The organism is Streptomyces canus (assembly GCF_030815415.1).
In the GTDB taxonomy this organism is placed as follows: Bacteria; Actinomycetota; Actinomycetes; order Streptomycetales; family Streptomycetaceae; genus Streptomyces; species Streptomyces canus_F.
Genome location: NZ_JAUSWW010000001.1, coordinates 140,030 through 160,826, shown reverse-complemented (window position 1 = coordinate 160,826; position 20,797 = coordinate 140,030). Strand labels below are relative to the sequence as shown.

Annotated in this window: 15 protein-coding genes; 10 read left to right on the top strand and 5 right to left on the bottom strand. The window is 68.6% G+C overall.

Going from position 1 to position 20,797, the window contains the following annotated elements:
• Window positions 1-3: 3 nt before the first annotated feature.
• Complete coding sequence (locus QF037_RS00740; protein WP_307020782.1) at window positions 4-1,077, bottom strand: AraC family transcriptional regulator; 1,074 nt, start codon at window positions 1,075-1,077, stop codon at window positions 4-6.
• Window positions 1,078-1,293: 216 nt separating this feature from the next.
• Here QF037_RS00740 and QF037_RS00735 point away from each other — a divergent pair, with 216 nt between their 5' ends.
• The gene (locus tag QF037_RS00735) at window positions 1,294-2,538 is read left to right on the top strand and encodes an MFS transporter (protein ID WP_307020779.1); all 1,245 of its coding nucleotides are present in this window, start codon (window positions 1,294-1,296) and stop codon (window positions 2,536-2,538) included.
• Here the strand turns inward: QF037_RS00735 and QF037_RS00730 are convergent.
• Window positions 2,480-3,919 carry an RICIN domain-containing protein gene (locus QF037_RS00730; protein WP_307020777.1) on the bottom strand — a complete coding sequence of 480 codons (1,440 nt, stop codon included), beginning with the start codon at window positions 3,917-3,919 and terminating at the stop codon, window positions 2,480-2,482. The genes QF037_RS00735 and QF037_RS00730 overlap by 59 nt on opposite strands.
• Window positions 3,920-4,314: 395 nt before the next feature.
• Here QF037_RS00730 and QF037_RS00725 point away from each other — a divergent pair, with 395 nt between their 5' ends.
• A complete protein-coding gene (locus tag QF037_RS00725; protein ID WP_307020775.1) occupies window positions 4,315-6,615 on the top strand; it encodes an alpha-L-fucosidase in 2,301 nt (766 codons plus the stop codon).
• A 318-nt stretch (window positions 6,616-6,933) separates the two neighbouring features.
• Window positions 6,934-8,982, top strand: a complete 2,049-nt coding sequence (locus QF037_RS00720) for an alpha-L-fucosidase (RefSeq protein WP_307020773.1) — start codon at window positions 6,934-6,936, stop codon at window positions 8,980-8,982.
• 315 nt (window positions 8,983-9,297) lie between these two features.
• Here QF037_RS00720 and QF037_RS00715 read toward each other — a convergent pair whose 3' ends face one another.
• Window positions 9,298-9,945 (bottom strand): TetR/AcrR family transcriptional regulator, encoded by a 648-nt coding sequence (locus QF037_RS00715; RefSeq protein WP_307020771.1) that lies wholly within the window; start codon window positions 9,943-9,945, stop codon window positions 9,298-9,300.
• 176 nt (window positions 9,946-10,121) lie between these two features.
• On the opposite strand from QF037_RS00715, the gene mhpA reads away from it, so the two are divergent.
• The 7 genes from mhpA (at window position 10,122) to QF037_RS00680 (ending at window position 16,765) form a co-directional block, all read left to right on the top strand.
• Window positions 10,122-11,678 (top strand): bifunctional 3-(3-hydroxy-phenyl)propionate/3-hydroxycinnamic acid hydroxylase MhpA, encoded by a 1,557-nt coding sequence (gene mhpA / locus QF037_RS00710; protein ID WP_307020768.1) that lies wholly within the window; start codon window positions 10,122-10,124, stop codon window positions 11,676-11,678.
• On the top strand, window positions 11,675-12,760 hold the full coding sequence (locus QF037_RS00705; protein WP_307020767.1) for an alpha/beta hydrolase family protein: 1,086 nt from the start codon (window positions 11,675-11,677) through the stop codon (window positions 12,758-12,760). The genes mhpA and QF037_RS00705 overlap by 4 nt, the downstream gene beginning before the upstream one ends.
• An 8-nt stretch (window positions 12,761-12,768) precedes the next feature.
• The gene (locus tag QF037_RS00700; protein WP_307020765.1) at window positions 12,769-13,638 is read left to right on the top strand and encodes a dioxygenase family protein; all 870 of its coding nucleotides are present in this window, start codon (window positions 12,769-12,771) and stop codon (window positions 13,636-13,638) included.
• Window positions 13,635-14,690, top strand: coding sequence for a maleylacetate reductase (locus QF037_RS00695; RefSeq protein ID WP_307020763.1), 1,056 nt, complete (start codon window positions 13,635-13,637; stop codon window positions 14,688-14,690). Before QF037_RS00700 ends, QF037_RS00695 begins: the two co-directional genes overlap by 4 nt.
• 101 nt (window positions 14,691-14,791) lie before the next feature.
• Window positions 14,792-15,232, top strand: a complete 441-nt coding sequence (locus QF037_RS00690; protein WP_307020761.1) for an EthD domain-containing protein — start codon at window positions 14,792-14,794, stop codon at window positions 15,230-15,232.
• Window positions 15,233-15,276: 44 nt separating this feature from the next.
• Window positions 15,277-16,473, top strand: coding sequence for an RNA-guided endonuclease InsQ/TnpB family protein (locus tag QF037_RS00685; protein ID WP_307020759.1), 1,197 nt, complete (start codon window positions 15,277-15,279; stop codon window positions 16,471-16,473).
• A gap of 64 nt (window positions 16,474-16,537) precedes the next feature.
• A complete protein-coding gene (locus QF037_RS00680; RefSeq protein WP_307020757.1) occupies window positions 16,538-16,765 on the top strand; it encodes a hypothetical protein in 228 nt (75 codons plus the stop codon).
• Between the two features lie 349 nt (window positions 16,766-17,114).
• On the opposite strand, the gene QF037_RS00675 is transcribed toward QF037_RS00680, so the two are convergent.
• On the bottom strand, window positions 17,115-17,987 hold the full coding sequence (locus QF037_RS00675; protein ID WP_307020754.1) for an amidohydrolase family protein: 873 nt from the start codon (window positions 17,985-17,987) through the stop codon (window positions 17,115-17,117).
• Between the two features lie 117 nt (window positions 17,988-18,104).
• Window positions 18,105-20,789: an RICIN domain-containing protein gene (locus tag QF037_RS00670; RefSeq protein ID WP_307020751.1), complete on the bottom strand. Its 2,685-nt coding sequence runs from the start codon at window positions 20,787-20,789 to the stop codon at window positions 18,105-18,107.
• Window positions 20,790-20,797: the final 8 nt, after the last annotated feature.

Here is a 20,797-nt window from a genome sequence, read left to right as displayed (position 1 = left end):
GCCTCACAGGCGAGCGGTACGCATCCGCTCCCGCAGTTGAACCGGGGAGGCACCGTGCCAGCGGCGCACCGCGCGGCGCAGCGCCCGTTCGTCGGAGAACCCCGCCCGGCGGGCGATGTCGCGCAGCGTCAGTTCCGGACGCAGCAACAACTGTTCGGCGCGTTCCCGGCGCACCCCCTCGACGAGTGCCTCGTACGTCGTGCCGCAGTCGGCCAGCCGACGGCGCAGCGTCCGCTCGCTCGTCGCGTGCCGCCGTGCCTGCTCACCGAACGACGGCACCACCGGAAGGCTCTGCGCCACGGAGACCTCCAGCACCTCCAGCAGGTCCTGCTGGTCACGGCGGGAAGCCATCTGCGCGTCGAGCATCTCCAGCGTCGACGCGTAGCCCACCGGATCGCGGCCGGGCATGGGGGTACGGGCCCATGTGGCGTCGATGAGCATGCGGTTCGTGGGGGCGCCGAAGCGGACCGGACAGCGGAACAGGGCGTCGTACAGGTCGCGTCGGCGGGGTGGCGGAAAGGAGAACTCCACGGCCCGGGGCGCGAAGGCCGGGTCGACGGCCAGCCGGCCCAGGGTGAGCACGGAGGCGAAAGCCTCCTCGCTCAGGAAGGACGCCACGGCCGGGTCCATGGCGGGATCGGGAAGATCGGCGCGCAGCACGAAGGCGTCGTCGTCCGGACCCAGACCGGCCGACCACACCACCATCGCGCCGGAGAGGTTCTGGTACTTCACGCCGGTCTCGATGGCGTGCTGGAGCGTGTCGTCAGCCATCAGGGCGAAGCCGAGCAGGCCCCACGCGGTCAGGTGCTGCGCCGCGCCGACCTTCAGCCCCAGGCGCTCGTCCCCGGTGAGCTCCAGCGCACGGCGGATCACCGCGCTGCCCTGCCGGTACGACACCCGCAGCGCGGCGGAGCGCATGACGGTCTCGTCGAGTCCCATCTGCTTCAGCAGGGGCCGCAGATCGACACCGCGCTCGTCGGCGACCACGACGAGATAACGCAGGATGTTCGGCTGGATCGTCGCCGACGTGCTGCGACTGGTCCCGGGCGGGTCCGCCGGGTGGGGGGCAAAGGACATCGCACTCACCTTCTCCTCGGTGACCACCGTAGGCAGCGGGCATCACCGGTCGCACGTTGTGGCCCCTGAAGTCCCCTGTACGGCCCCTGGCGTCCTGAGCCTGTCGTCCGCGTCCGGCTAGCGTTTCGGCCACCCGCAGCACCCATACGGCATTCGACTCCCTGGTCCTCGACTGTTCACACCAGCGCACACAGGAAGTGAAGGCGCGACAGCATCATGACCTCAAATGCTCCCGTACGGGCGAGGGCCGGTCATCCGGTCTCCAAGTCCGGTGCCCGAAGGGGCGCGACGCTCGCGTTCGCCGCGCAAGGGGTGTCCGTCGCAGCCGTGTACACGACGGTCCCCGCCGTCACCGAGCACCTGAAACTGGCTCCGCTGCTGACGACCGCCCTGTTGGTCGCGGTGGCGCTGATGGCAGGGGGCGGCAGCTTCCTGGGTCTGGCCGCGATCCGTCGCGCCGGTCCCGTCGCCACGATGCGCGGGGCCGTCCTGACGGCCGCGGTGGCACTGGTACTGATCGGGTGGGCCCCCGACGAGGCAACCGTCATCTGCGCGTACATCCTCTTCGGGCTCGCCGTCGGGGCCCTCGATGTCGGGGCCAACGCCCGGGCGGCGGCGATCGAACGCGCCTACGGCCGCAGCATCTTCGGCTCCTTCTATACGGCATGGAGCGTGGGCGGCGTGGTCGCGGCCCTGCTCACTGCCGGAGCCGCCCGGCTGGAGTGGCCGGTGGGCGTCGGCCTGAGCGTGCAGGCCGGCATCGTGTCGCTCCTCGCCGTCTGCATCCGGGAGCACGCCCTCCCCACCTCCTCCGCGGGACCGTCGGACACCGTCGCGCAGCCGCCGCCGGGGCGCCGCCTGTGGATCCGGCTCATCCCCTTCGGCCTTGTCCTCCTCGTCGTGTACGTCGTCGACTCCACCGTCTCGGCCTGGTCGTCGGTCTACCTGCGCCAGACTCTCGCCGCGTCCCTCACGGTCGCGCCGCTGGCCTATGCGGCCTACCAGGCCGGCACGGTCGCCGGCCGCGCCGCCACCGACCGCCTCGTGCGACGGTTCGGCGCGGCCGTCGTCGTCCGCACCGCGGCCCTGATGGTCGCGGGCGCCCTGGCAGCGATGGCCGCCGCACCGAGCTGGCCGTTCGCCGTGCTCGCGGCCGGGGCGGTGGGCCTGGGCGCGTCGGTCCTGGCTCCGCTGTGTCTGGCCTCGGCCGCGCGGCTGCGTCCCGCTGCCTCGGAGGCGGTCCTGGCGCGCCTGAACCTCTTCAACTACGTCGGAGTCATCACCGGCGGCGCGGTCAGCGGACTCCTCGGCTCCACCGGCCAGTTCCGTCTCGCCTACGCGGCACCGGCCGTCCTGGCGGTTCTGCTCCTGGCCGCCGCCCGGCATTTCCTGCCCGATCCCGTCACGCCGCGCGTCGCTGGAACTTCTGGTTGGCGCCGGTTCCGCAGGGCCACTGGATGAGGCGTGCGCCGTTGGTGGTGGCAGCGTCCGCCACATCAAGGCACTTGCCGCTGTGCCGGGCGACGATCCGGTAGGAGCCGTCCCCCTGGTCCTGGAACTGCCACTGCTGGTTGGTGCCGCTGGTGCAGCGGTACTGGTTGACGAAGGCGCCGTCGGCGGTCGAGTTGTTCGCGACGTCCAGGCACTTGCCGCTGTGCTGGGCGAGGATCTGGACGTACCCGCTGCCCGCGTCCTTGAGCCGCCACTGCTGGTTGAGGCCGCCGCCGCAGGTGTACTGGAGGGCGACCGCACCGTCGGCGGCGGAGTTGTCGGAGATGTCGAGGCACTTGCCGCTGTGGCGGGCCACCAGGTTGTAGTACGGGCCGCCGCCCACGCCGGTGACCGTGCCGGCCTCGGTGTCGATGGCGATCTGCGGGTACCACGGCAGGTTCATGGTGGTCCGGGTCGGGAAGGTCAGCGGAAGCCAGACGTACTGTGAGTCGTTGACCGTGCCGCCCATGGAGTTGCCCCAGCGGTCGCCCAGGTAGAGGTACGAGGTTCCCGCGGTCCCCTGGACGGGCAGCACGAACGTGGTCTGGGAACGGTAGCCGGTCTCGTCGCCGATCTCGGTCATGGCCGTCCACGGGCCGGCGATGCTGGTGGCGGTGGCGTACTTCTGCTGGTTGGGCTTCCAGCCGCTGTTGCCGGAAGTGAGCATGAAGTAGACACCGTTGCGCTTGAACAGCGCCGGAGCCTCACGGAAGGTACCGGCCCAGGGGTTAGCGGTCAGACTCTCGTAGGCCGTGTAGTCGGCGCTGAGTTTCCAGATCTGCAGGTCGGCGTTGCCGGCGGCGGAGGTGATCTGGTAGGCGGTGCCGTCGTCGTCCTTGAACAGGGTCATGTCGCGGGACGTGGTGCCGCTCGGGGGTCGGAAGCTGCCCTTCCAGGTGTAGTCGCCGTCGACCGTGTCGGAGACGGCGACGGCCGCGCGGGCCTGGGTGTAGTCGGCGCCGTTCTCCTTGTGCATCCACATCACGAACTTGCCGGTGGCGGAGTTGTAAAGGACCTTCGGTCGCTCGATGTTGGCGACCGCCAGCTCCGGGTCGCCCGCCGGGGTCAGGACGTTGCGTCTGAACTCCCAGGTCTTCAGGTCGGTCGAGCGGTAGGCGGAAACGGCTTTGAAGGTGTTGTCGGCGTTGCGGTTCTCGCCGAACCAGTAGTAGTACGAGCCGACTTTGATCACCCCGCCGCCGTGGGCGTGGACGACGGCACCGGTGGTGTCGGTGAACTGGGTGGCGTTGGTGACGGTGACCGTGGCCGCCTGGGCGGGGGAGCCGATGGCCAGGAACGCGGTCACGAACAGGAGGGCGGCCAACACATGGGGGAGGGCGCGTCGGAGCATGTGGATCCACCTCGATGAGGCTTGTGATGTGTTTGATTGTGTGCGACTCCGTTTGAGGACGGTAGGTGCGTAAGGAGGGTTCGTCAACGCTTTGGACTCGATGACACATCCGATGTCTCTGGAATCGCCCCTCGGCCTCGCTGCTCCGAAGTCCTGTGACTTTGACGAGACTTCGCCCGCCCTCTAGACACAGCGGGACCCATTGCTGATTAATACATCCGATGTCACCAAGGCGAAGCGCTGTCCCGTGTGGCTCCTCCGCGCCTCGCCGTTTCTGAGTGACCCATCCGATCTGTTCGACCCCACGCTGAGCCGCAGCACCCGTGTGCTGTCTTGCGGACAGTCAGGAGAAGACTTTGTCACAGCCGATCACTCGCCGGAGGATGCTTGTCGGCATGGCGGCCATGACGGCCGCCGCGGCCATCACTCCCACACTGGCGATCCCTGCCTACGCCGCCGCTCCCCAGCCGCTCCCCCTTCCGCCGCTGCGGATCCCCAAGCTCGACCTGGGTGTCGAGCAGCAACCCGACGACAAGGTCCAGTGGTTGCAGGACGCCAAGCTCGGCATGTTCATCCACTGGGGTGTTTACTCCGGCCCGGCCAAGGGCGAGTGGTACATGGAGAACGCCGCCGTCACCCCGGAGAACTACCGGAAGTACGTCACCGACGCCACCGGTGAGCAGTTCACCGCCAGCGACTACAACCCGGCCGACTGGGCCCAGTTGGCCAAGGACATGGGCGCGAAGTACACGGTGCTCACGGCCCGCCACCACGAGGGCTTCGCCCTGTGGCCGTCCATCCACCCGAACGCCTGGCATGCCGGACAGGCCCCGCTCCAGAAGGACTTCATCAGCCAGTACGTCACCGCCGTTCGCAACGCCGGACTGAAGGTGGGCCTGTACGTCTCGCCCTTGAGCTGGCGCTACCCGGGCTACTACGACGTCACCGGCACCAACTGCCTGCCCAACAAGTGGGGTTACACCACGGATGCCGCGCACAAGGAGAACGCGCGGATCATGAAGAACGAGCTGTACCAGCAGGTCAGGGAGCTGGTCACGCAGTACGGCAAGATCGACGACCTGTGGTGGGACGGCGGCTGGCTCGGCCAGCAGGGCTCCGACGCGGACGGCGCGTTCTTCTGGGAGCCCGGCAAGTTCCGTGACCCGGCGAACGAGTGGCCGGTGGATTCCGCGTACAGCGAGACCGATCCCGCCACCGGCAAGCCGCTGGGTCTGACCGGGCTGGTCCGCAAGCACCAGCCGGACATCGTCACCACCCTGCGTTCGGGCTGGATCGGCGACTACACCAGCGAGGAGGGCCCCTCCGTGCCCTCCGGTTCGATCCGCGCCGGAGGCGTCGCGGAGAAGTGCTTCACCATCGGCGGCGCCTGGGGCTACAAGGCCGGCGCGAGCGTGATGGGCTTCGGCACGGCCATGAACATTCTGGTCAACGCCTGGGTCCGCAACCTCACCTGCCTGGTCAACGTCGGACCGGACCGCACCGGCGTGGTCCCCACCGCCCAGGCCGACCTGGTGCGCCGGATCGGTTCCTTCATGACCACCTGCGGAGAGGCCGTCTACGGCACCCGCGGTGGGCCCTGGCAGCCTGTCGACGGCAAGTACGGCTACACGTACAAGGGCAGCACTTTCTACGTCCACCTGCTGCCCGGCTACAGCGGCACCGGCTTCACCACGCCCTCGATCGGCGATGCGAAGGTGACCCGGGTCTTCGACGTCGCGTCGGGTGCCGACCTGTCGTACACCGTGGACGCGGACGGGAAGGTGACGATCACCGGCATCAGCCGCACCCGCATTCCCGAGGACAGTGTCGTCGGCGTGACACTGGACCGCTCGGTGCAGCCCGCCGACGTGGCCGCCGGCCGGACGGCCACCACCAGCAGCGAGGAGACCTCCAAGGGAAACACCGCGGCGAAGGCCGTGGACGGATCCACCGCGACGCGCTGGTGCGCGAACAACGGCAACACCGGGCACTGGCTGAAGGTGGATCTGGGGAGCACGAAGTCCGTCACCGGGGCCCGTATCGCCTGGGAGTTGGACGCGACGAACTACCGCTACCGGATCGAGGGCTCCACCGACAACAGCACCTGGACCACCCTCACCGACCGCACCGCCACCACCAGCACCAGCCAGGTGCAGGTCTCCGCCTTCCGCGCGCAGGCACGCTACATACGGGTGACGGTCACCGGGCTGCCCGCCTCGGTGTGGGCGTCCATCCGCAGCCTGGAGGTCTACGACCGGCCCTTCACCGCGGATCTGGGCACCTACCGGCTGGTGAACCGCAAGAGCGGCAAGGTCATGGACGTCAGCGACGCCTCCAGCGCCGACGGTGCCGCCATCATCCAGTGGCCCTCGACCAGTGGCACCAACCAGCAGTGGAAGCTGCTGCCGAACGCCGACGGCTCCTACCGGCTGATCAACGTCCGCAGCGGCAAACCCCTGGAGAGCCCGGACGGTTCCACCCAGGGCGCGGCCCTCGCCCAGTCGACCGACGACGGCGGCGACAACCAGTGGTGGAAGCTGGTGCCCTCCCAGACCAGCGGCTACTACCGGCTCGTCAATGTCCGCAACGGATGGTGCGCCGACGTCAAGGACGCCTCCACCACGGACGGTGTCAAGGTCATCCAGTGGCCCACCACCGACGGGTCGAACCAGGACTGGCAGCTCATCGCCCTGTGACGGCCTCCCGGCGAGGGGCCCGTGCCACCGCGGCGCGGGCCCCTCGCCTTTGCCTGGTCAGCACCGCCCCAAAGAGATCCGATGTATAGGGTGGATGTCCCGGCGTGACGGACCCTCAATGGCTTCCGCCACATTCGAGAATCCCTCAAAGCGCCCCTTCTGCCGGGTATTTCTGTCCCACCTCTAGACACGGCCACCACCGGACTCATATAAATCCATCCGATGTCTCCTCGTGGCACCACGCGGAGCGGAGTGCTAGGGCCGGCATTCCGCTCGTAACTCCCTGCCTCCCCCCCCTTGACTCATGGAGCCGCACCCATGTCCTCAGCCCCCCTCAGCAGACGCTCTCTGATGAAGGCCGCCGCCCTTGCCGGGGGAGTGGCGGCCTTCGGGCTGCCGCAGGCCTTGTGGCCCTCCACCGCCGAGGCGTACACCGTCGCGTCGAAGATGGACTGGTGGTACCAGGCCCGGTTCGGGATGTTCATCCACTACGGGTCGTACTCGCAACTCGGCCAGGGCGAGTGGGCGTTCACCAACTCGCAGTGGAGCAAGGCGAATTACCAGACCCAGGTCACCCAGAACTTCAACCCCAGCCAGTTCAACGCCGCCCAGATCGCCGAGCTGGCCAAGAACGCGGGCATGAAGTACCTCGTGATCACGGCCAAGCACCACGAGGGCTACGCGATGTGGGACTCCAACGTCGCGGGCTTCAAGGACGCCACCGGCACCAAGCTGTACAACCTGCACGACTTCGGCGGGGTCCAGAGCGACCCGCTCATGAACCTCAAGAACGAGTGCGAGAGCCGTGGGATCAAGTTCTGCCTGTACTACTCGATCCTCGACTGGGACCACCCATCCCAGACCGACCGCCACGACAGCGGCCTTACGACCATGTCGTCGCAGTCCGCCCGCACCGCCTACATCGCCGACATGAAGGCGCAGCTCCAGGAACTGCTGGACCGCTACGACCCGGCACTGCTGTGGTTCGACGGCGACTGGTTCGGCGAGCCCTCCAGCCCCACCCTCGAAAACTGGTGGCTGCAAGCGGACGGCGTCGATCTCTACAACTGGCTGATGGCCCGCAAGCCCAACCTCATCGTCAACGAGCGGGTCAAGCGGGACCACCGTCTCGGCGACTACGCGGTCGCGGAGTTCGGGATAGCCGGCGAGCCGATGAGCCGACCGTGGGAGCGGTGCGCCACCATGAACGGCGCCTGGGGCTACAACGCGTCGAGTGAGAACTCCTACAGATCCCTCAAGGACATCGTCCAGGAGCTCGTCACGGTGGTCTCCCGGGACGGCAACCTCCTGCTGAACATCGGTCCCAAGGGGGATGGCTCGGTCACCGTGGGGTCCCAGACCGTCCTGAACGGCCTGGCCTCATGGATGTCGGCGCACAGCGACAGCATCCACGGCACCAGCGGCAGCCCGTTCGCCACCGAACCCTCGTGGGGGAAGCTCACCAAGAAGAACGGCAAGCTCTTCGCCCATGTCTTCACCTGGCCCACGAACGGCCAGCTGCGGATCCCGAGGCTCGACAACACGATCAGCCGCGTCTATCTGCTGAACAACCCCTCGGTCTCGCTCTCCTACACCGTCACCGACCAGATCAACGTCACCGTGCCGACCACCGCGCCGAACGCCACTCTCCCCGTGGTGTGCGTCGAGGTCCAGGGCATGCCCACGAGGGTCTCGCCGACGGTGTTCCAGAACGTCGACTACCAAGGCACCCGCGGCGTTCTCCAACTGGGCAGCTACACCTCCGCCCAGCTGTCCGCCGCCGGTCTGGGACCCGCCCAGGCCTCCTCCATCCTGGTGCCCGACGGCTTCCAGGTGATCGGCTACTCCGGCGACAGCTTCACCGGCACCGCCTGGACGTTCACCTCGAACGCCGCCGACCTCCGGACGACCGGCAACAACGACGCCATCGCCTCCCTGAAGGTGACGTTCAATCCGGCCACGTACTTCCGCCTGGGCAACGTCACGAGCGGCCTGGTGCTGGACAGCGGGGGCAGCTTCTCCAGCGGCTCCAACCTGAAGCAGTGGGAGATCGTGGGCAGCGCCAACGTCCAGTGGCAGGCCATCGATCTCGGCAACGGCTACTACCGGCTCGTCAACCGCACCAACGGCCTGGCCGCCGACGGCTGGGGCGCCACCACCAACGGCGACCCGGCCCGGCAGGCCCCCTGGAACGGTGGCACCAACCAGCAGTGGCAGATCACCCACCGCGGCCAGGGCCGCTACTCCATCGCCAACCGCACCACGGGACTGGTCCTCGACGGCGGCGGCATGGTCGCCGAAGGGGCCGTGGTCAAACAGTGGAGGTGGCAGGACAGCACCAACCTGATGTGGACGTTCAAGGCCTGACCCAAGGCCGGGTGCGCGCCCTGGTGACAAGGGGCTTCGCGAGCCCGCGTGTGGAGAAGTGGTGAGGGGGCGGAGCTCCCGTCGACAGGCAGTCCGCCGGGACGGCCTGTCGACGGGAGCTCCGTCGCCTGTGTGGAGGCTGAAGCAAACGCCCGTACAACCGCGTTGGCCGGCCGTCTCCTCCTGCCATGGGACGCAGGCAGGAACACCTGAATGTGAACGAGCCATCACATGGGGCTGCAAGGAAAACTCACATCCAGCCGCATCGCCCGTCAAGGGTCGTGCGCGCACCTCTGCGGGAGTGTGAGTCCGGGCTCAGCGGCCCCGCGGGGCGTCGAGGAGGTAGGAGGCGACCGCGGTCTGGAGGTGGCTGCGCAGTTCGTTCCAGGGCAGTGGGCGGTCGGACTCCAGGAACTCTCCCTGGGTGATGCGGTGCGCGATCGCGGCGTAGATCAGGCGGTACGCGAAGTCCAGCGCGGCCTCGGGGTCCGGATGCGCGACGGGTGTGTGGCGCAGTGCCTCGGTGAAGTGGCGGTTGCCCTCCAGGCTGACGCGGGAGCCCTCGGCCCGTACCGCCTCGTGCCGGGTGCCGAGCAGCAGGAAGACACGCAGCAGGGCCTCGTGCGCCTGGAAGCTGTCCGTGATCGCGCCCACCGCCTCGGCGATCGCCACGGCCGGATCGCGCAGGATGCGCAGTCGCTCCGCGGACATGCGCGCCGTGATCTCGGCCTGGAGGTTCTCGGTGAACGCGCGCTGGATGGCCAGCAGCAGGCCTTCCTTGTCGCCGAACCGTCGGTAGATGCTGCCGACCGCCATGCCGGCTCGCTCGGCGACGGCGGCCACGGCGAGCGCGTCCACTCCGCCCTCCTCGAGCAGGGCGTACCCGGCCTGCAGGATGTCCTGCTGCGAACGGCGGCTGCGTTCCTGGAGGGCGGCAGGTCTGCTGGTGGAGGACTCGTTCACGCACGCAGTTTATCGACCGGCCTCTTGACGTCCATCCGATCGGTATGTGAATCTCGACTCACATAAAATGTGAGTCCCGGTTCACATGCGGACCTCGGTCCGCAAGATCGAGCCGTGCCCCTCTCGTTCCCACCTCACCCCTCGCAACGTCGCGGGGCTGTTCCTGGAGGTGTCCCATGGCTCCCCTCTACGACATCGCCGTCATCGGCTACGGACCGACAGGCCTCACCGCCGCCTCGCTGCTCGGCCGGCTCGGTCACCGCGTGGTGGTCTGCGAGCGCTGGCCCGACCTGTACGGGCTGCCCAGACTCACCCACATCGACGACGAGACCGTCCGCACCGTCCAGGCGGCCGGTGACGTCGACGAGGCGCTGCGGGACTCGTCGCCGTGCCACTACGTGTGGGTCAACGGCAAGGGCGAGAACCTGGTGAACATCCCGGCGAACCCCGACGGCCCGATGGGGTATCCGGATCACCTCTCCATGTACCAGCCGGACGTGGAGAGCGCGATCGACAGGCGGTTGCGCGGCTACGGCACGGTCGACGTCCGTCAGGGCTGGGCGGTCACCGACCTCGACCAGGACGACGACGGTGTCGCCCTGCGGCTGCGCGGCTGGAACGCCGACGCCGTGTGCGCGGACGGACCGCACGACAGCGTCCGGGCCCGCTATGTGATCGCCGCCGACGGCAGCCGCAGCGCGATCCGCGAACTGCTCGGCGTACAACGCCAGGACCTCGGCTTCAACGAGCAGTGGGTCAACGTGGACGCCGAGTGGCTGCGCCCCCAGCCCCCGGAGTTCGCATGCGGCACCCAGTACTGCGATCCAGCACGCGGGCACATGACCATCAACATCGGCGCGACCCGCCAGCGCTTCGAGTTCGCCCTGCTGCCGGGCGAGACCCGCGAGGAGATGACCGCTCCGGAGACCGCCTGGCGGCTCCTTCGCGAGTACCACGACCTCGGCCCGGACGACGTGCGGATCATCCGGCAGCTGGTCTACGGTTTCGAGGCCCGCATAGCCACCCGCTGGCGGACCGGCAGGGTCTTCCTGGCCGGCGATGCCGCCCACACCATGCCGCCGTATCTCGGCCAGGGCGCGTGCAGCGGCTTGCGGGACGCCACCAACGTCGCCTGGAAGCTGCACCTCGTGCTCAAAGGCCTGGCGCCCGACGCACTCCTGGACACCTACGAGAGCGAGCGGCGCCCGCACGTCACCGCGATCACCCACGCGGCGATCGGCCTGGGCAAGGTCGCCAACCTGCACGACACCGAGGCCGCCGCGGCCCGGGACGCGGCCTTCTTCGCCGGCAAGGTGCCCCCGCCGCCGCCGTTCCCGCCGCTGAGCGGCGGAGTGCTGCGCAAGGAGGCCGCCGCACCGGTGGGCACCCTCACCCCCCAGGGCCGCATCCGGCTGCCCGACGGCCGCACCGGCCGCCTCGACGACCTCACCGGATACGGCTTCACCCTGGTCACCGCCGAAGATCCGGCCGATGCCCTGGGGCCCGAGCGGCTCGCCCGGTTGGAGCGCCTGGGCTGCGCCGTGGTCGCCCTCGACACGGTCGACGACCTCGACGGACGGCACCGGGAGTACCTCCACCTGCTCGGCGCGGCCGCGTATCTGGCGCGCCCCGACTTCGTGCTGTTCGGCACGGCGGCCGACCGCACAGGCGTGGGCGCGTTGGTGGACGACCTCGACGCCGCGCTGGCCGGAACAGTGGGTGCGGCCGTATGACGCACGAAGATCCTGGAGCGGGGGCCGAGTTGTCGCCGCTGGTCGCCGCCCAGCACCGGGCCATGCCCTTCACCCGGCTCACCGACTACGGCATGGACCCCGCCGACGCCCGACGGCTGCTTGCCGACACCACCGCCGGAATCCCGTGGCAGGATGCCGCCGCGATCATCGCCGACGTACAACTGGTGCGCGCGCGGTCGGCGCAAGCCGCCGGGTATGGCACCACCGCCCGGCAGGCATACCGGTTCGCCTCCGCGGCCCTGATGTTCGCGCAGATGGCGTACCAGAGCGACACCTCGGCGAAGCGGGAGCTGTATGCCCGCCACACCGCCGCCACCGCCGCTCTCGCACCCGGCGTGGAGCGGGTGGAGATCAGTCACCGCGGCGGCGTCCTCGGCGGCTGGCTGGTTCTGCCGCAGACCGCCCCGCCCCGGGCCACCGTCATCGTGTGGGGCGGGCTGAGCGGTTGGGGGGCCGCGTATCTCTCCCTCGCCGACGCGTACACGGCGCGCGGCCTGGCCTGTCTGCTCGCCGAAGGCCCCGGTCAGGGCGAGTCGCGGCTGCGCCACGGACTGTACGTCGCCGAACATGTCACCGACGGCTTCGCCCGCTTCGTCGACCTGGTCGAGGCCGATCCCCGCCTCGGCGGTGCCATCGGAGTCCAGGGGGTCAGCTTCGGCGGCCTGTTCGCCGCCCACCTGGCCGCCGTCGATCCGCGCGTCGGCGCGGTGGTCGTCAACGGCGCTCCGGCGGTCCCGACCGTCCCGGAGTTCCGTACCGCCCGCGATCAGATGGCCGCCGTGGTCGGCACCGACGACCTGGGCCGGGTGGCCGAGGTCATGGACGGCCTGCGCTTCGACCCGGACAAGCACCGCATCGGCTGCCCGCTGCTCCTGCTGCACGGCGGCCGCGACCCCCTCGCCCGCTACGAGGACCAGGAGCCGTTCCTCCGCGCCGCCGACCCCACCACCGCCACGGTGCGGATCTGGCCCGACGGCGAGCACACCCTCTACAACCACGCGGCCGAACGCGACGCGCTCACCGGTGACTGGTTCAGCGACCACCTTGCCACGAACAGTTAGGAAGACCAGTGGACTTCACCGTCGAGACCGCCACCGACGCGGTGGTCGACAGCTTCCGGGAGACCAAGGACCAGCGTTTGCGCGAGGTCATGGAGAGCCTGACCCGCCACCTCCATGACTTCGTGCGGGACGTCGAACCCACGATGGAGGAATGGGAAGCCGCGATCGGCTTCCTCACCGCCGTCGGCCAGACCTGCGACGACACCCGCCAGGAGTTCGTCCTGCTCTCCGACGTCCTGGGCGTCTCCATGCTCGTCGAGACCCTGAACGGGGCCGAGGAGGGAACCGAGAGCACCGTCCTCGGCCCCTTCCACATGACCGAGTCACCCCGCCGTGAACTCGGCGACTCCATCGACCTGTTGGGCACCGGCCGCCCGTGTGTGGTGTCCGGCCGAGTGCTCACCGCCGACGGCACCCCGCTGCCGGACACCGAACTCGACGTGTGGCAGTGCTCGGAGGACGGCTTCTACGACGTGCAACAGCCCGACGTACAGCCGCCGGGCAACGGCCGCGGGCTGTTCCGTACGGACGGCGAGGGCCGCTACTGGTTCCGTACCGTCGTCCCCTCCCACTACCCGATCCCCACCGACGGCCCCGTCGGCCGCCTTCTCGAAGCCACCGGCCGACACCCCTACCGACCCGCCCACGTCCACTTCATCGCGAGCGCCGAGCGCCACCGGCCGATCACCACCCACGCGTTCGTCGCGGGCAGCCCGTACGTCGACTCCGACGCCGTCTTCGCGGTCAAGCGTGGCCTGATCACCGACTTCACCGAGTCGTACGAGAAGCGGGAGGCCGAGCGCTTCGGCGTGACCGTGCCCTTCACACACGCCCGGTTCGACATCGTGCTGGCCCCGGAAGCCAAGTCGGCACGATGACCCTCACCTACGAGGCCCTGCCGATGCGGGTCGTCTTCGGCACCGGAAGTCTGCGCCAACTGCCGCAGGAGGCAGCGAGGTTGGGTCTGCGGCGGCTGCTGGTGCTGGCCACCCCCGGCCAGCGCGCTCTCGCCGAGCACGCGGCCGGCCTGCTGGGCGACGCGTGCGTCGGGCTGTTCACCGGGGCCCGGATGCATGTGCCCGTGGAGGTCGCCGAAGCAGCTCGTACGGCCGCACGCGATGCCGACGCGGACGGCTGCCTGGCCATCGGCGGCGGGTCCACCATCGGTCTGGGCAAGGCGATCGCCCTGAGCACCGGCCTGCCCGTGATCAGTGTGCCGACGACCTACGCCGGCTCGGAGATGACCACCGTGTGGGGACTCACCGAGGACGGTCGCAAGCGCACCGGGCGCGACCGGGCCGTCCTGCCCCGCAGCGTGGTCTACGACCCCGAACTCACCCTCCGCCTCCCCGTGGACACGTCGGTGACCAGTGGCTTCAACGCCATCGCCCATGCCGTGGAAGCCCTTTACGCACCGGACGCCTCGCCGATCGTGTCCCTGATGGCCGAGGAGGGGGCGCGCTCGCTGGTCGCGGCGCTACCGGTCGTCGCCGCCGACCCCAAAGACACCCGGGCCCGCACCGACGCGCTGCGCGGAGCGTGGCTGTGCGGGGCATCTCTGGGGGCCACGACCATGTCGCTCCACCACAAGCTGTGCCACATCCTGGGCGGCACCTTCGACCTGCCCCACGCCGCCACCCACACCGTCCTGCTCCCGTACGTCGCCGCCTTCAACCTCCCCGCGGCACCGGCCGCCGAGCAGGCCCTGCGCCGCGCGCTGGCCACGGACGACGTACCGAAGCACCTCGCGCGGGCATCCGCCGAACTCGGCGCCCCCCGCTCCCTTGCCGAACTGGGCCTCACCGAGGGCGACTTCGACGAGATCGCGGCGCAAGCACAGGCCCAGCCGTACGCCAATCCACGACCGGTCACCGAAGGAGCCCTCCGCTCCCTCCTCTCGGACGCTCTGAAGGGAACCCTCGCACCCTGACCGGTCCTTCACAGATATCTGTCACACCTCGACACACCAGGAGACGAAAATGATCAAGTTGGTGGCCGCCGGACGGCGGCGCCTACGGCGCGCTCGGGGACGTGGGCTACCAGCTGACGCTCCCTCGCGACTCCGTGACCGAGCTGTACTTCGACGACCTCGAGTCCATGGCGCAGACCTTCGCGGACCCGTACACGCGCGACGTCGTCGGCCCGGACGGGGCCAACTTCAGCGACCAGGCTGCCGCAGTCAGCCTCCTCGTCGAGGAGAGCGGTGCCGAGGTGCCCCGATCCGGAACCGGCACGGTGAAGATCCTCCACTTCCTCAAGGCCGCCGAGGGGCTGGCTCCGGGTGCCTTCCAGGAGGGTTTGCGACGCGCGTACGAGGACCTGTTCGCCGACTCCGCCGGGCCCGCCCGGTACGTGCGCGGTCATCGGGAGTCCTTCGTGGATACCCCCACCTTTAGGTGGGGGGAAACGAAGCTCCTGCGGAGCAGGGCAACGGGCTGCGATTCGCCCCTTGGGCGGACCGCGGTGCTCTGACCCGCAGGTTTGATCTTTACAGGACTGCGGCCTAGTTTGTGACCGTGACCACGACCGGCGTGAAGCGGGCGTTCAAGTGCCGCTTCTATCCGACCGATGCGCAGGCAGCCGAGCTGTCGCGCACGTTCGGGTGCGTCCGGAAGGTCTACAACCTTGCCCTGGCCGCGAGGTCGGAGGCGTTCACGCGTCAGGAGCGGGTCAACTACAACCAGACCTCGGCAATGCTCACGGCGTGGAAGAAGACCGAGGAGCTGGCCTTCCTGTGCGAGGTCTCCAGCGTCCCGTTGCAGCAGGCACTTCGGCACTTGCAGACGGCGTACTCCAGCTTCTTCGCCAAGCGGGCCAAGTACCCGCGCTTCAAGTCGAAGAAGAAGTCCGGCAAGTCTGCCGAGTACACGTCCTCGGCATTCCGGTTCCGGGAGGGCAAGCTGACCCTGGCCAAGATGACGGAGCCGCTGGGCATTGTCTGGTCCCGGCCTCTTCCCGAGGGCACGGTGCCGTCCACGGTAACGGTGTCGCAGGACGCGGCCGGGCGCTGGTTCGTGTCGATGCTGTGCGACGACATGCCGGTCGAGCCGCTGCCCGTCGTGGATACCGCTGTTGGCATCGACGCCGGTATCACCAGCCTCCTGACCCTCTCGACCGGCGAGAAGATCACCAATCCGAAATGCGAGCGGGTCGACCGGCGCCGCCTGGCCAAAGCTCACAAGAACCTGGCCCGCAAGGCCAGGGGTGACGGCGCGAACCGGCGCAAGGCCCGCGTCAAGGTCGCGAAGGTCTATGCCCGGATCGCCGACCGGCGCCGGGACCACCTGCACAAGATCACCACTCGGCTCGTTCGTGAGAACCAAACGATCGTGATCGAGGACCTGACCGTGCGCAACATGGTCAAGAAGCACAGTCTGGCCCGCGCCATCAGTGACGCGGCCTGGCGCGAGATGCGCACCATGCTGGAGTACAAGGCCCAGTGGTACGGACGGGAACTGATCACCGTCGACCGGTGGTTCCCATCGTCCAAACTGTGCTCCGCCTGCGGCACCATCGCATCGAAGATGCCCCTGCATGTCCGTGAGTGGACGTGCGACTGCGGCACGACCCACGACCGGGACGTGAACGCGGCGAAGAATATTCTGGCGGTCGGGCTGACCGCATCTGTCTGTGGAGCTGGTGTAAGACCTCAACGGAGTTCTCCGGGCGGGCAGTCGGCGACGAAGCAGAAACACCCACGGCGCGAGCCGTAGGAATCCCCTCCCTTTAGGGAGGGGAGGATGTCAAGAGTGGAACACGGCCCTGCCCGGGGACGGCATGGCAGCGTACTTCGGAGGCACATCGGAGCAGCCCTCGTACGACGCCTACTTCGCCCTGTGGTTCGAGGAGGCGGAGGCCCTGACCGGCTTCTGTGCCTGGCAGGAGGCCTTGGCAGGGCATGCGGAGAAGCATGGTGCGCACTTCCCGCCCTCGCTGTCCTTCTTCCTCCTCACCCGCGAGGTCGTGATCTTCGACGACCTGGCCGAGGGCGACGCTGCGGGGTGACGCCTCGAAGAGCAAAGAGGCGCATCCCCGCGCAGGGGCGCGGCGGCCGGGAGTGTCGTGCCGGGAGCGGCGCTCAGGTCGGCGATGGCCGAAGCGCGAACACGCCGGCCGCGACGAGGATGCCCTCGCCCACGCCTGGCCACCGCCAGGACGTCGTCCGGGGCCGACTGGTCGAGGAGGCGGTAGCGGCCCGCCGACATCTACGACGAACCCTTCGGTGTCGATCCTTCGCGGGTGCTGGTTGGGAACGAGCAGCCGGCGACGGGCCGAGGTGCCAAAGCCCGGCTCGGTGAGTTCCAGCGAGGTATCCGGGATCTCGCGAGATCTCATGTGTCCTTCTGCCGGTGCCTCACAGACGGTAGAAGCGGGTGGCGGTGCCCGCCAGCACCGCTGTGCGCTCGCCGGGGGAGCAGTCCTGGAGGAGTTCCTCGACGGTGGCGGCCCAACGCTCCCAGCCCCCGGCGAGGCGGCACAGCGGCCAGTCGGAGCCGAACATGAGTCGCTCGGGCCCGAACGCGGACAGCAGCACCTCCCATACGGGACGGATGTCGTCGGTCGTCCAGGCGGTCCAGTCCGCTTCGGTGACCAGCCCGGACACCTTGCACGTCACCTGAGGCCGGGCCGCGAGGCACCGTATCTGCTTCTCCCACTCGCCGAGTTCGCCGTCCGCGAGGGGCGGCTTGCCGGCGTGGTCGAGTACCAGCGGGAGATGCGGATGGTCCTCGGCGAGCCTGACGGCCGACGGCAGTTGGTGAGCACGGACCAGCACGTCGTAGGCGAGGCCGCGCGCGAACACCGCCCGCAGACCCCGGCGCACATCGGGCCGTTGCAGCCAGCCGGGCTCTGACTCGCCCTGGACGAGGTGGCGCAGCGACCGTAGATACGGGCCGCCCGGTCCGGCGAGCAGACCGTCGAGGGTGTCACCGATCGCGGGGTCGGTGAGGTCGGCCCAGCCGACGACCGCGCCGATGAGCGGTTCCCGGTCCGCGAGTGCGAGGAGTTCCTCGGTCTCGGGCAGGGAGGGCAGACACTGCACGACCACGGTGGTGGTGAGCCGGTGACCGGCGATCGTGCGGGTGGCGTCGGCGGCGAGGCCGGCGGGTGTGAAGGAGCGTCGGATGGGCGCGAGGACGGGCTCGTCGAGCCAGGGCTGCGCACGTTGGTCGAGATCCCAGAGGTGGTGATGGGCGTCGACGAGGGCGAGGGTGTCGGGCCGGGGCATGGGGGGCTCCAGGGCGGCGCGGTGGTGGTCGTGGGAAGGCGCTGTAGTGACGACGGCCCCGCCGGCCGACAGCTGAGCTGCCGGCCGTAGCGGGGCCGTCGCCTCACAAGCGGAGCGTCACTGGATCGTCCAGAGCTGGTTGGTCTGGTTCAGTGCCGTCCACTGGTCGAGCGCGGCGCCGGCGGTGGTGGAGGCGCCACCGACCTCCAGGGCCTGCCGGCTCTCGAAGTTGCGGATGACGTATCCGCTGCTGCTCGGCTCGAAGTACCAGAGCTGGTTGTTGCCTCCGTTGTAGGTCGACTGGACGACCGCCGCACCCTTGGAGTGGGAGCCGTTGGAGATGATGAGGACCTTGCCGCTGTTACGGTTGACGATCTTGTAGAGGTTGCCGCTGACCCGCACGACGTTCCACTGCTGGTTGGTGCCCGAGGTGCTCTGCCACTGGATCACGGCGGCGTTGTCCGCGGTGGAAGCTTGGTAGACGTCGGCCACCAGGCCGCTGTTGACATTCTTGATCGTGTAGTTCGTCGACGGGTTGAAGGACGGCGCGGTGCCCGAGTTCTGCAGCGCGGTGCCAGCCTGCTGCACGCTGAAGTCGTCGATGTAGAAGTAGGCGCCGTCGGTCTTGGCGACGCGCACGTACCGGAACTTCTGCCGTGCGTCGATCTTGGCCGTCAGCGTCGAGGTATACGGAAGGGTCGCGGCGTCCTGGCGTCCCAGCACCGTGTATTCGGCGAAGCTGGGGTCGTTGGAGCCGCGTATCTCGAAGTTGCTGCGGGTTTCGGGCTGGTCGATGTCCTGGCGGGTGGTGAAGGAGAACTGGCCGAGTTGGTACGCACTGCCGAGGTCGACCTGCCACCAGGCCGAGGTGTCGCTCCCCGTGGGGGACCAGCCGGTCGCCGGGTCGTTGTCATTGGCCTTGGCCGGTGCCCAGGTGGAGTTGTAGACGGAGGACGCGGAGGTCGCCTTGCCGTAGGCGAGATTGATCTTCGCCAGCAGCCCGCTGTAGGCCGACTGCAGACCCGAGGCCTGCATCACCGCGGTTCCGGTGGTCGTGTTGTTGGAGAGGGTGACGTTGGGGCCGTTGGCGTTGCGGTTGATGAAGTTGTCGGTGTGCGACAGGACGTTGTTCGCAAGGGTCATGTTGCTCGAGCCCTCGTCGAGATAGGTGCCGGCCACGGCCGAGGAACACGCGGTGGGCGTGCGGACCACATCGTGGATGTAGTTGTTGTTGATCACCGTGCCGGGGTCGTTGGAGAGGTGGTAGATGCCTGCCGCGTCGCACAACTGGTTCATCACGTTGCCGATGCGGTTGTAGCTGACGGAGTTGTTGCCCTCCGCGTTGGCGGCCGACTGCCAGCCCCAGCCCAGGGAGATCGCGGCCCAAGCGGAGTCGGAGATGTCGTTGTGGTCGATGGTGGTGCCGTTCACGAAGCCCGCGTTGATGCCGGCGGTGCCGTAGTAGTCCTCACCGATGCGGTTGATCAGGTTGTTGGTGACGCTGACACCACTGACGACTTCGCGTGCGTCCTCGCCCGCGGGTGAGGTGGGCGGGTTGTACACGGTGTGGTACTCGACGGTGGGATCCGAGAACTTGCCCACCGTGATCCCGTTGCCCGCGATGTCCTGGATTATGTTGCCGGTGACGGCGGAGTTGTGGACGCCGTGGTGCAGGTCCAGGGCGGTCGAGCCCATCTGGGTGAAGGTGTTACCGGTGAAGGACAGGTTGTCGGCGTCGGCAGCGTAGACACCGGCCGGCGGGCGGTTGACGTACTGGTGGTTGCTGGAGTCGGCGGAGATGTTGGAGTTGCCGCCCTGGGCGTTGAGCAGGCCGTTGTTGCTGGCCTCGGTCCAGTTGGTCTGGGTGAAGGTGATGCCGGAGAACTGCAGGTTGTGAACAGGGGCGCTGAGGCTGTCACCCTGGATGTTGAAGAGGGTCTGCAGTGTCGGGACCTGCACGGTGGCCGACGTCATGGTCTCCCCCGGCCGGGGGAGGTAGTAGAGCGTCTGCGCGGCCTTGTCGAGGTAGAACTCACCGGGCTCCGTGAGGAACTCGTGGGCGTTCTCGAAGTGCAGGGGTGAGCCGTTGGACAGCAGCGGATAAGGCCGCTGGAAGAGGATGCCGGCCTCGTGGTCCTGGATCGAGACGTTCGCCATGTTGCCGCTGTTGGCGAACGACTTCAGCCGCAGGTAGTTCTCGGCCCACTGCAGTTGCAGCACCATCTCGACGCGGTTGAACTGGCCCCAGTTCGCCATCTGGGAGCTGAGGACCTTCAGCACCTGGGCCGTCTTGTCGCTGCCCTGCAGTTGGAAGTTGGAGCCGACGTCCGGGTAGCGGGCGCGCGTGGCGCGCACGCCGTTGACGTACAGCTGCCGGAAGTCGAGATTGCCGACCGATGCCTTGTACTCGCCGTTGGTGGCCGATGTCCAGCCGGTGATGCTCTTGGCGCTGGAGACGACGGGGGTCTCGGAGCCGTACGCCTTGTAGATGACGTTGTGGCCGTTGGTGCCCGAGTCGGCGGAGGTGAAGTCGACCGGACTGGTGAGGGGGTACGTGCCGCCGCGCAGGTTCACGACGATGTCCCCGGACATGGCCGAGTTCACCGTGCGGACCGCGTCGCGAGCCTTCGCGATCGTCTTGAAGGCCGTTGACGTACTGGTTCCCGAATTGCTGTCACTGCCGTTGGTGGGGTCCACGTAGAAGCTGGTGTCGGCCGCGTGCGCCGTCTGGGCGGGCAGGACGACCGCTGTTGCCACCAGCAGGCTCTGCAGTAGTCCCACCATGAGTCGTGCGGGTCTCATGCCGTTGT

Coding starts and splice junctions, on each gene's coding strand:
- QF037_RS00740 (WP_307020782.1), bottom strand. CDS start 1,077: ATGTCCTTTGCCCCCCACCCGGCGGACCCGCCCGGGACCAGTCGCAGC.
- QF037_RS00735 (WP_307020779.1), top strand. CDS start 1,294: ATGACCTCAAATGCTCCCGTACGGGCGAGGGCCGGTCATCCGGTCTCC.
- QF037_RS00730 (WP_307020777.1), bottom strand. CDS start 3,919: ATGCTCCGACGCGCCCTCCCCCATGTGTTGGCCGCCCTCCTGTTCGTG.
- QF037_RS00725 (WP_307020775.1), top strand. CDS start 4,315: ATGGCGGCCATGACGGCCGCCGCGGCCATCACTCCCACACTGGCGATC.
- QF037_RS00720 (WP_307020773.1), top strand. CDS start 6,934: ATGTCCTCAGCCCCCCTCAGCAGACGCTCTCTGATGAAGGCCGCCGCC.
- mhpA (WP_307020768.1), top strand. CDS start 10,122: ATGGCTCCCCTCTACGACATCGCCGTCATCGGCTACGGACCGACAGGC.
- QF037_RS00705 (WP_307020767.1), top strand. CDS start 11,675: ATGACGCACGAAGATCCTGGAGCGGGGGCCGAGTTGTCGCCGCTGGTC.
- QF037_RS00695 (WP_307020763.1), top strand. CDS start 13,635: ATGACCCTCACCTACGAGGCCCTGCCGATGCGGGTCGTCTTCGGCACC.
- QF037_RS00680 (WP_307020757.1), top strand. CDS start 16,538: ATGGCAGCGTACTTCGGAGGCACATCGGAGCAGCCCTCGTACGACGCC.
- QF037_RS00675 (WP_307020754.1), bottom strand. CDS start 17,987: ATGCCCCGGCCCGACACCCTCGCCCTCGTCGACGCCCATCACCACCTC.
- QF037_RS00670 (WP_307020751.1), bottom strand. CDS start 20,789: ATGAGACCCGCACGACTCATGGTGGGACTACTGCAGAGCCTGCTGGTG.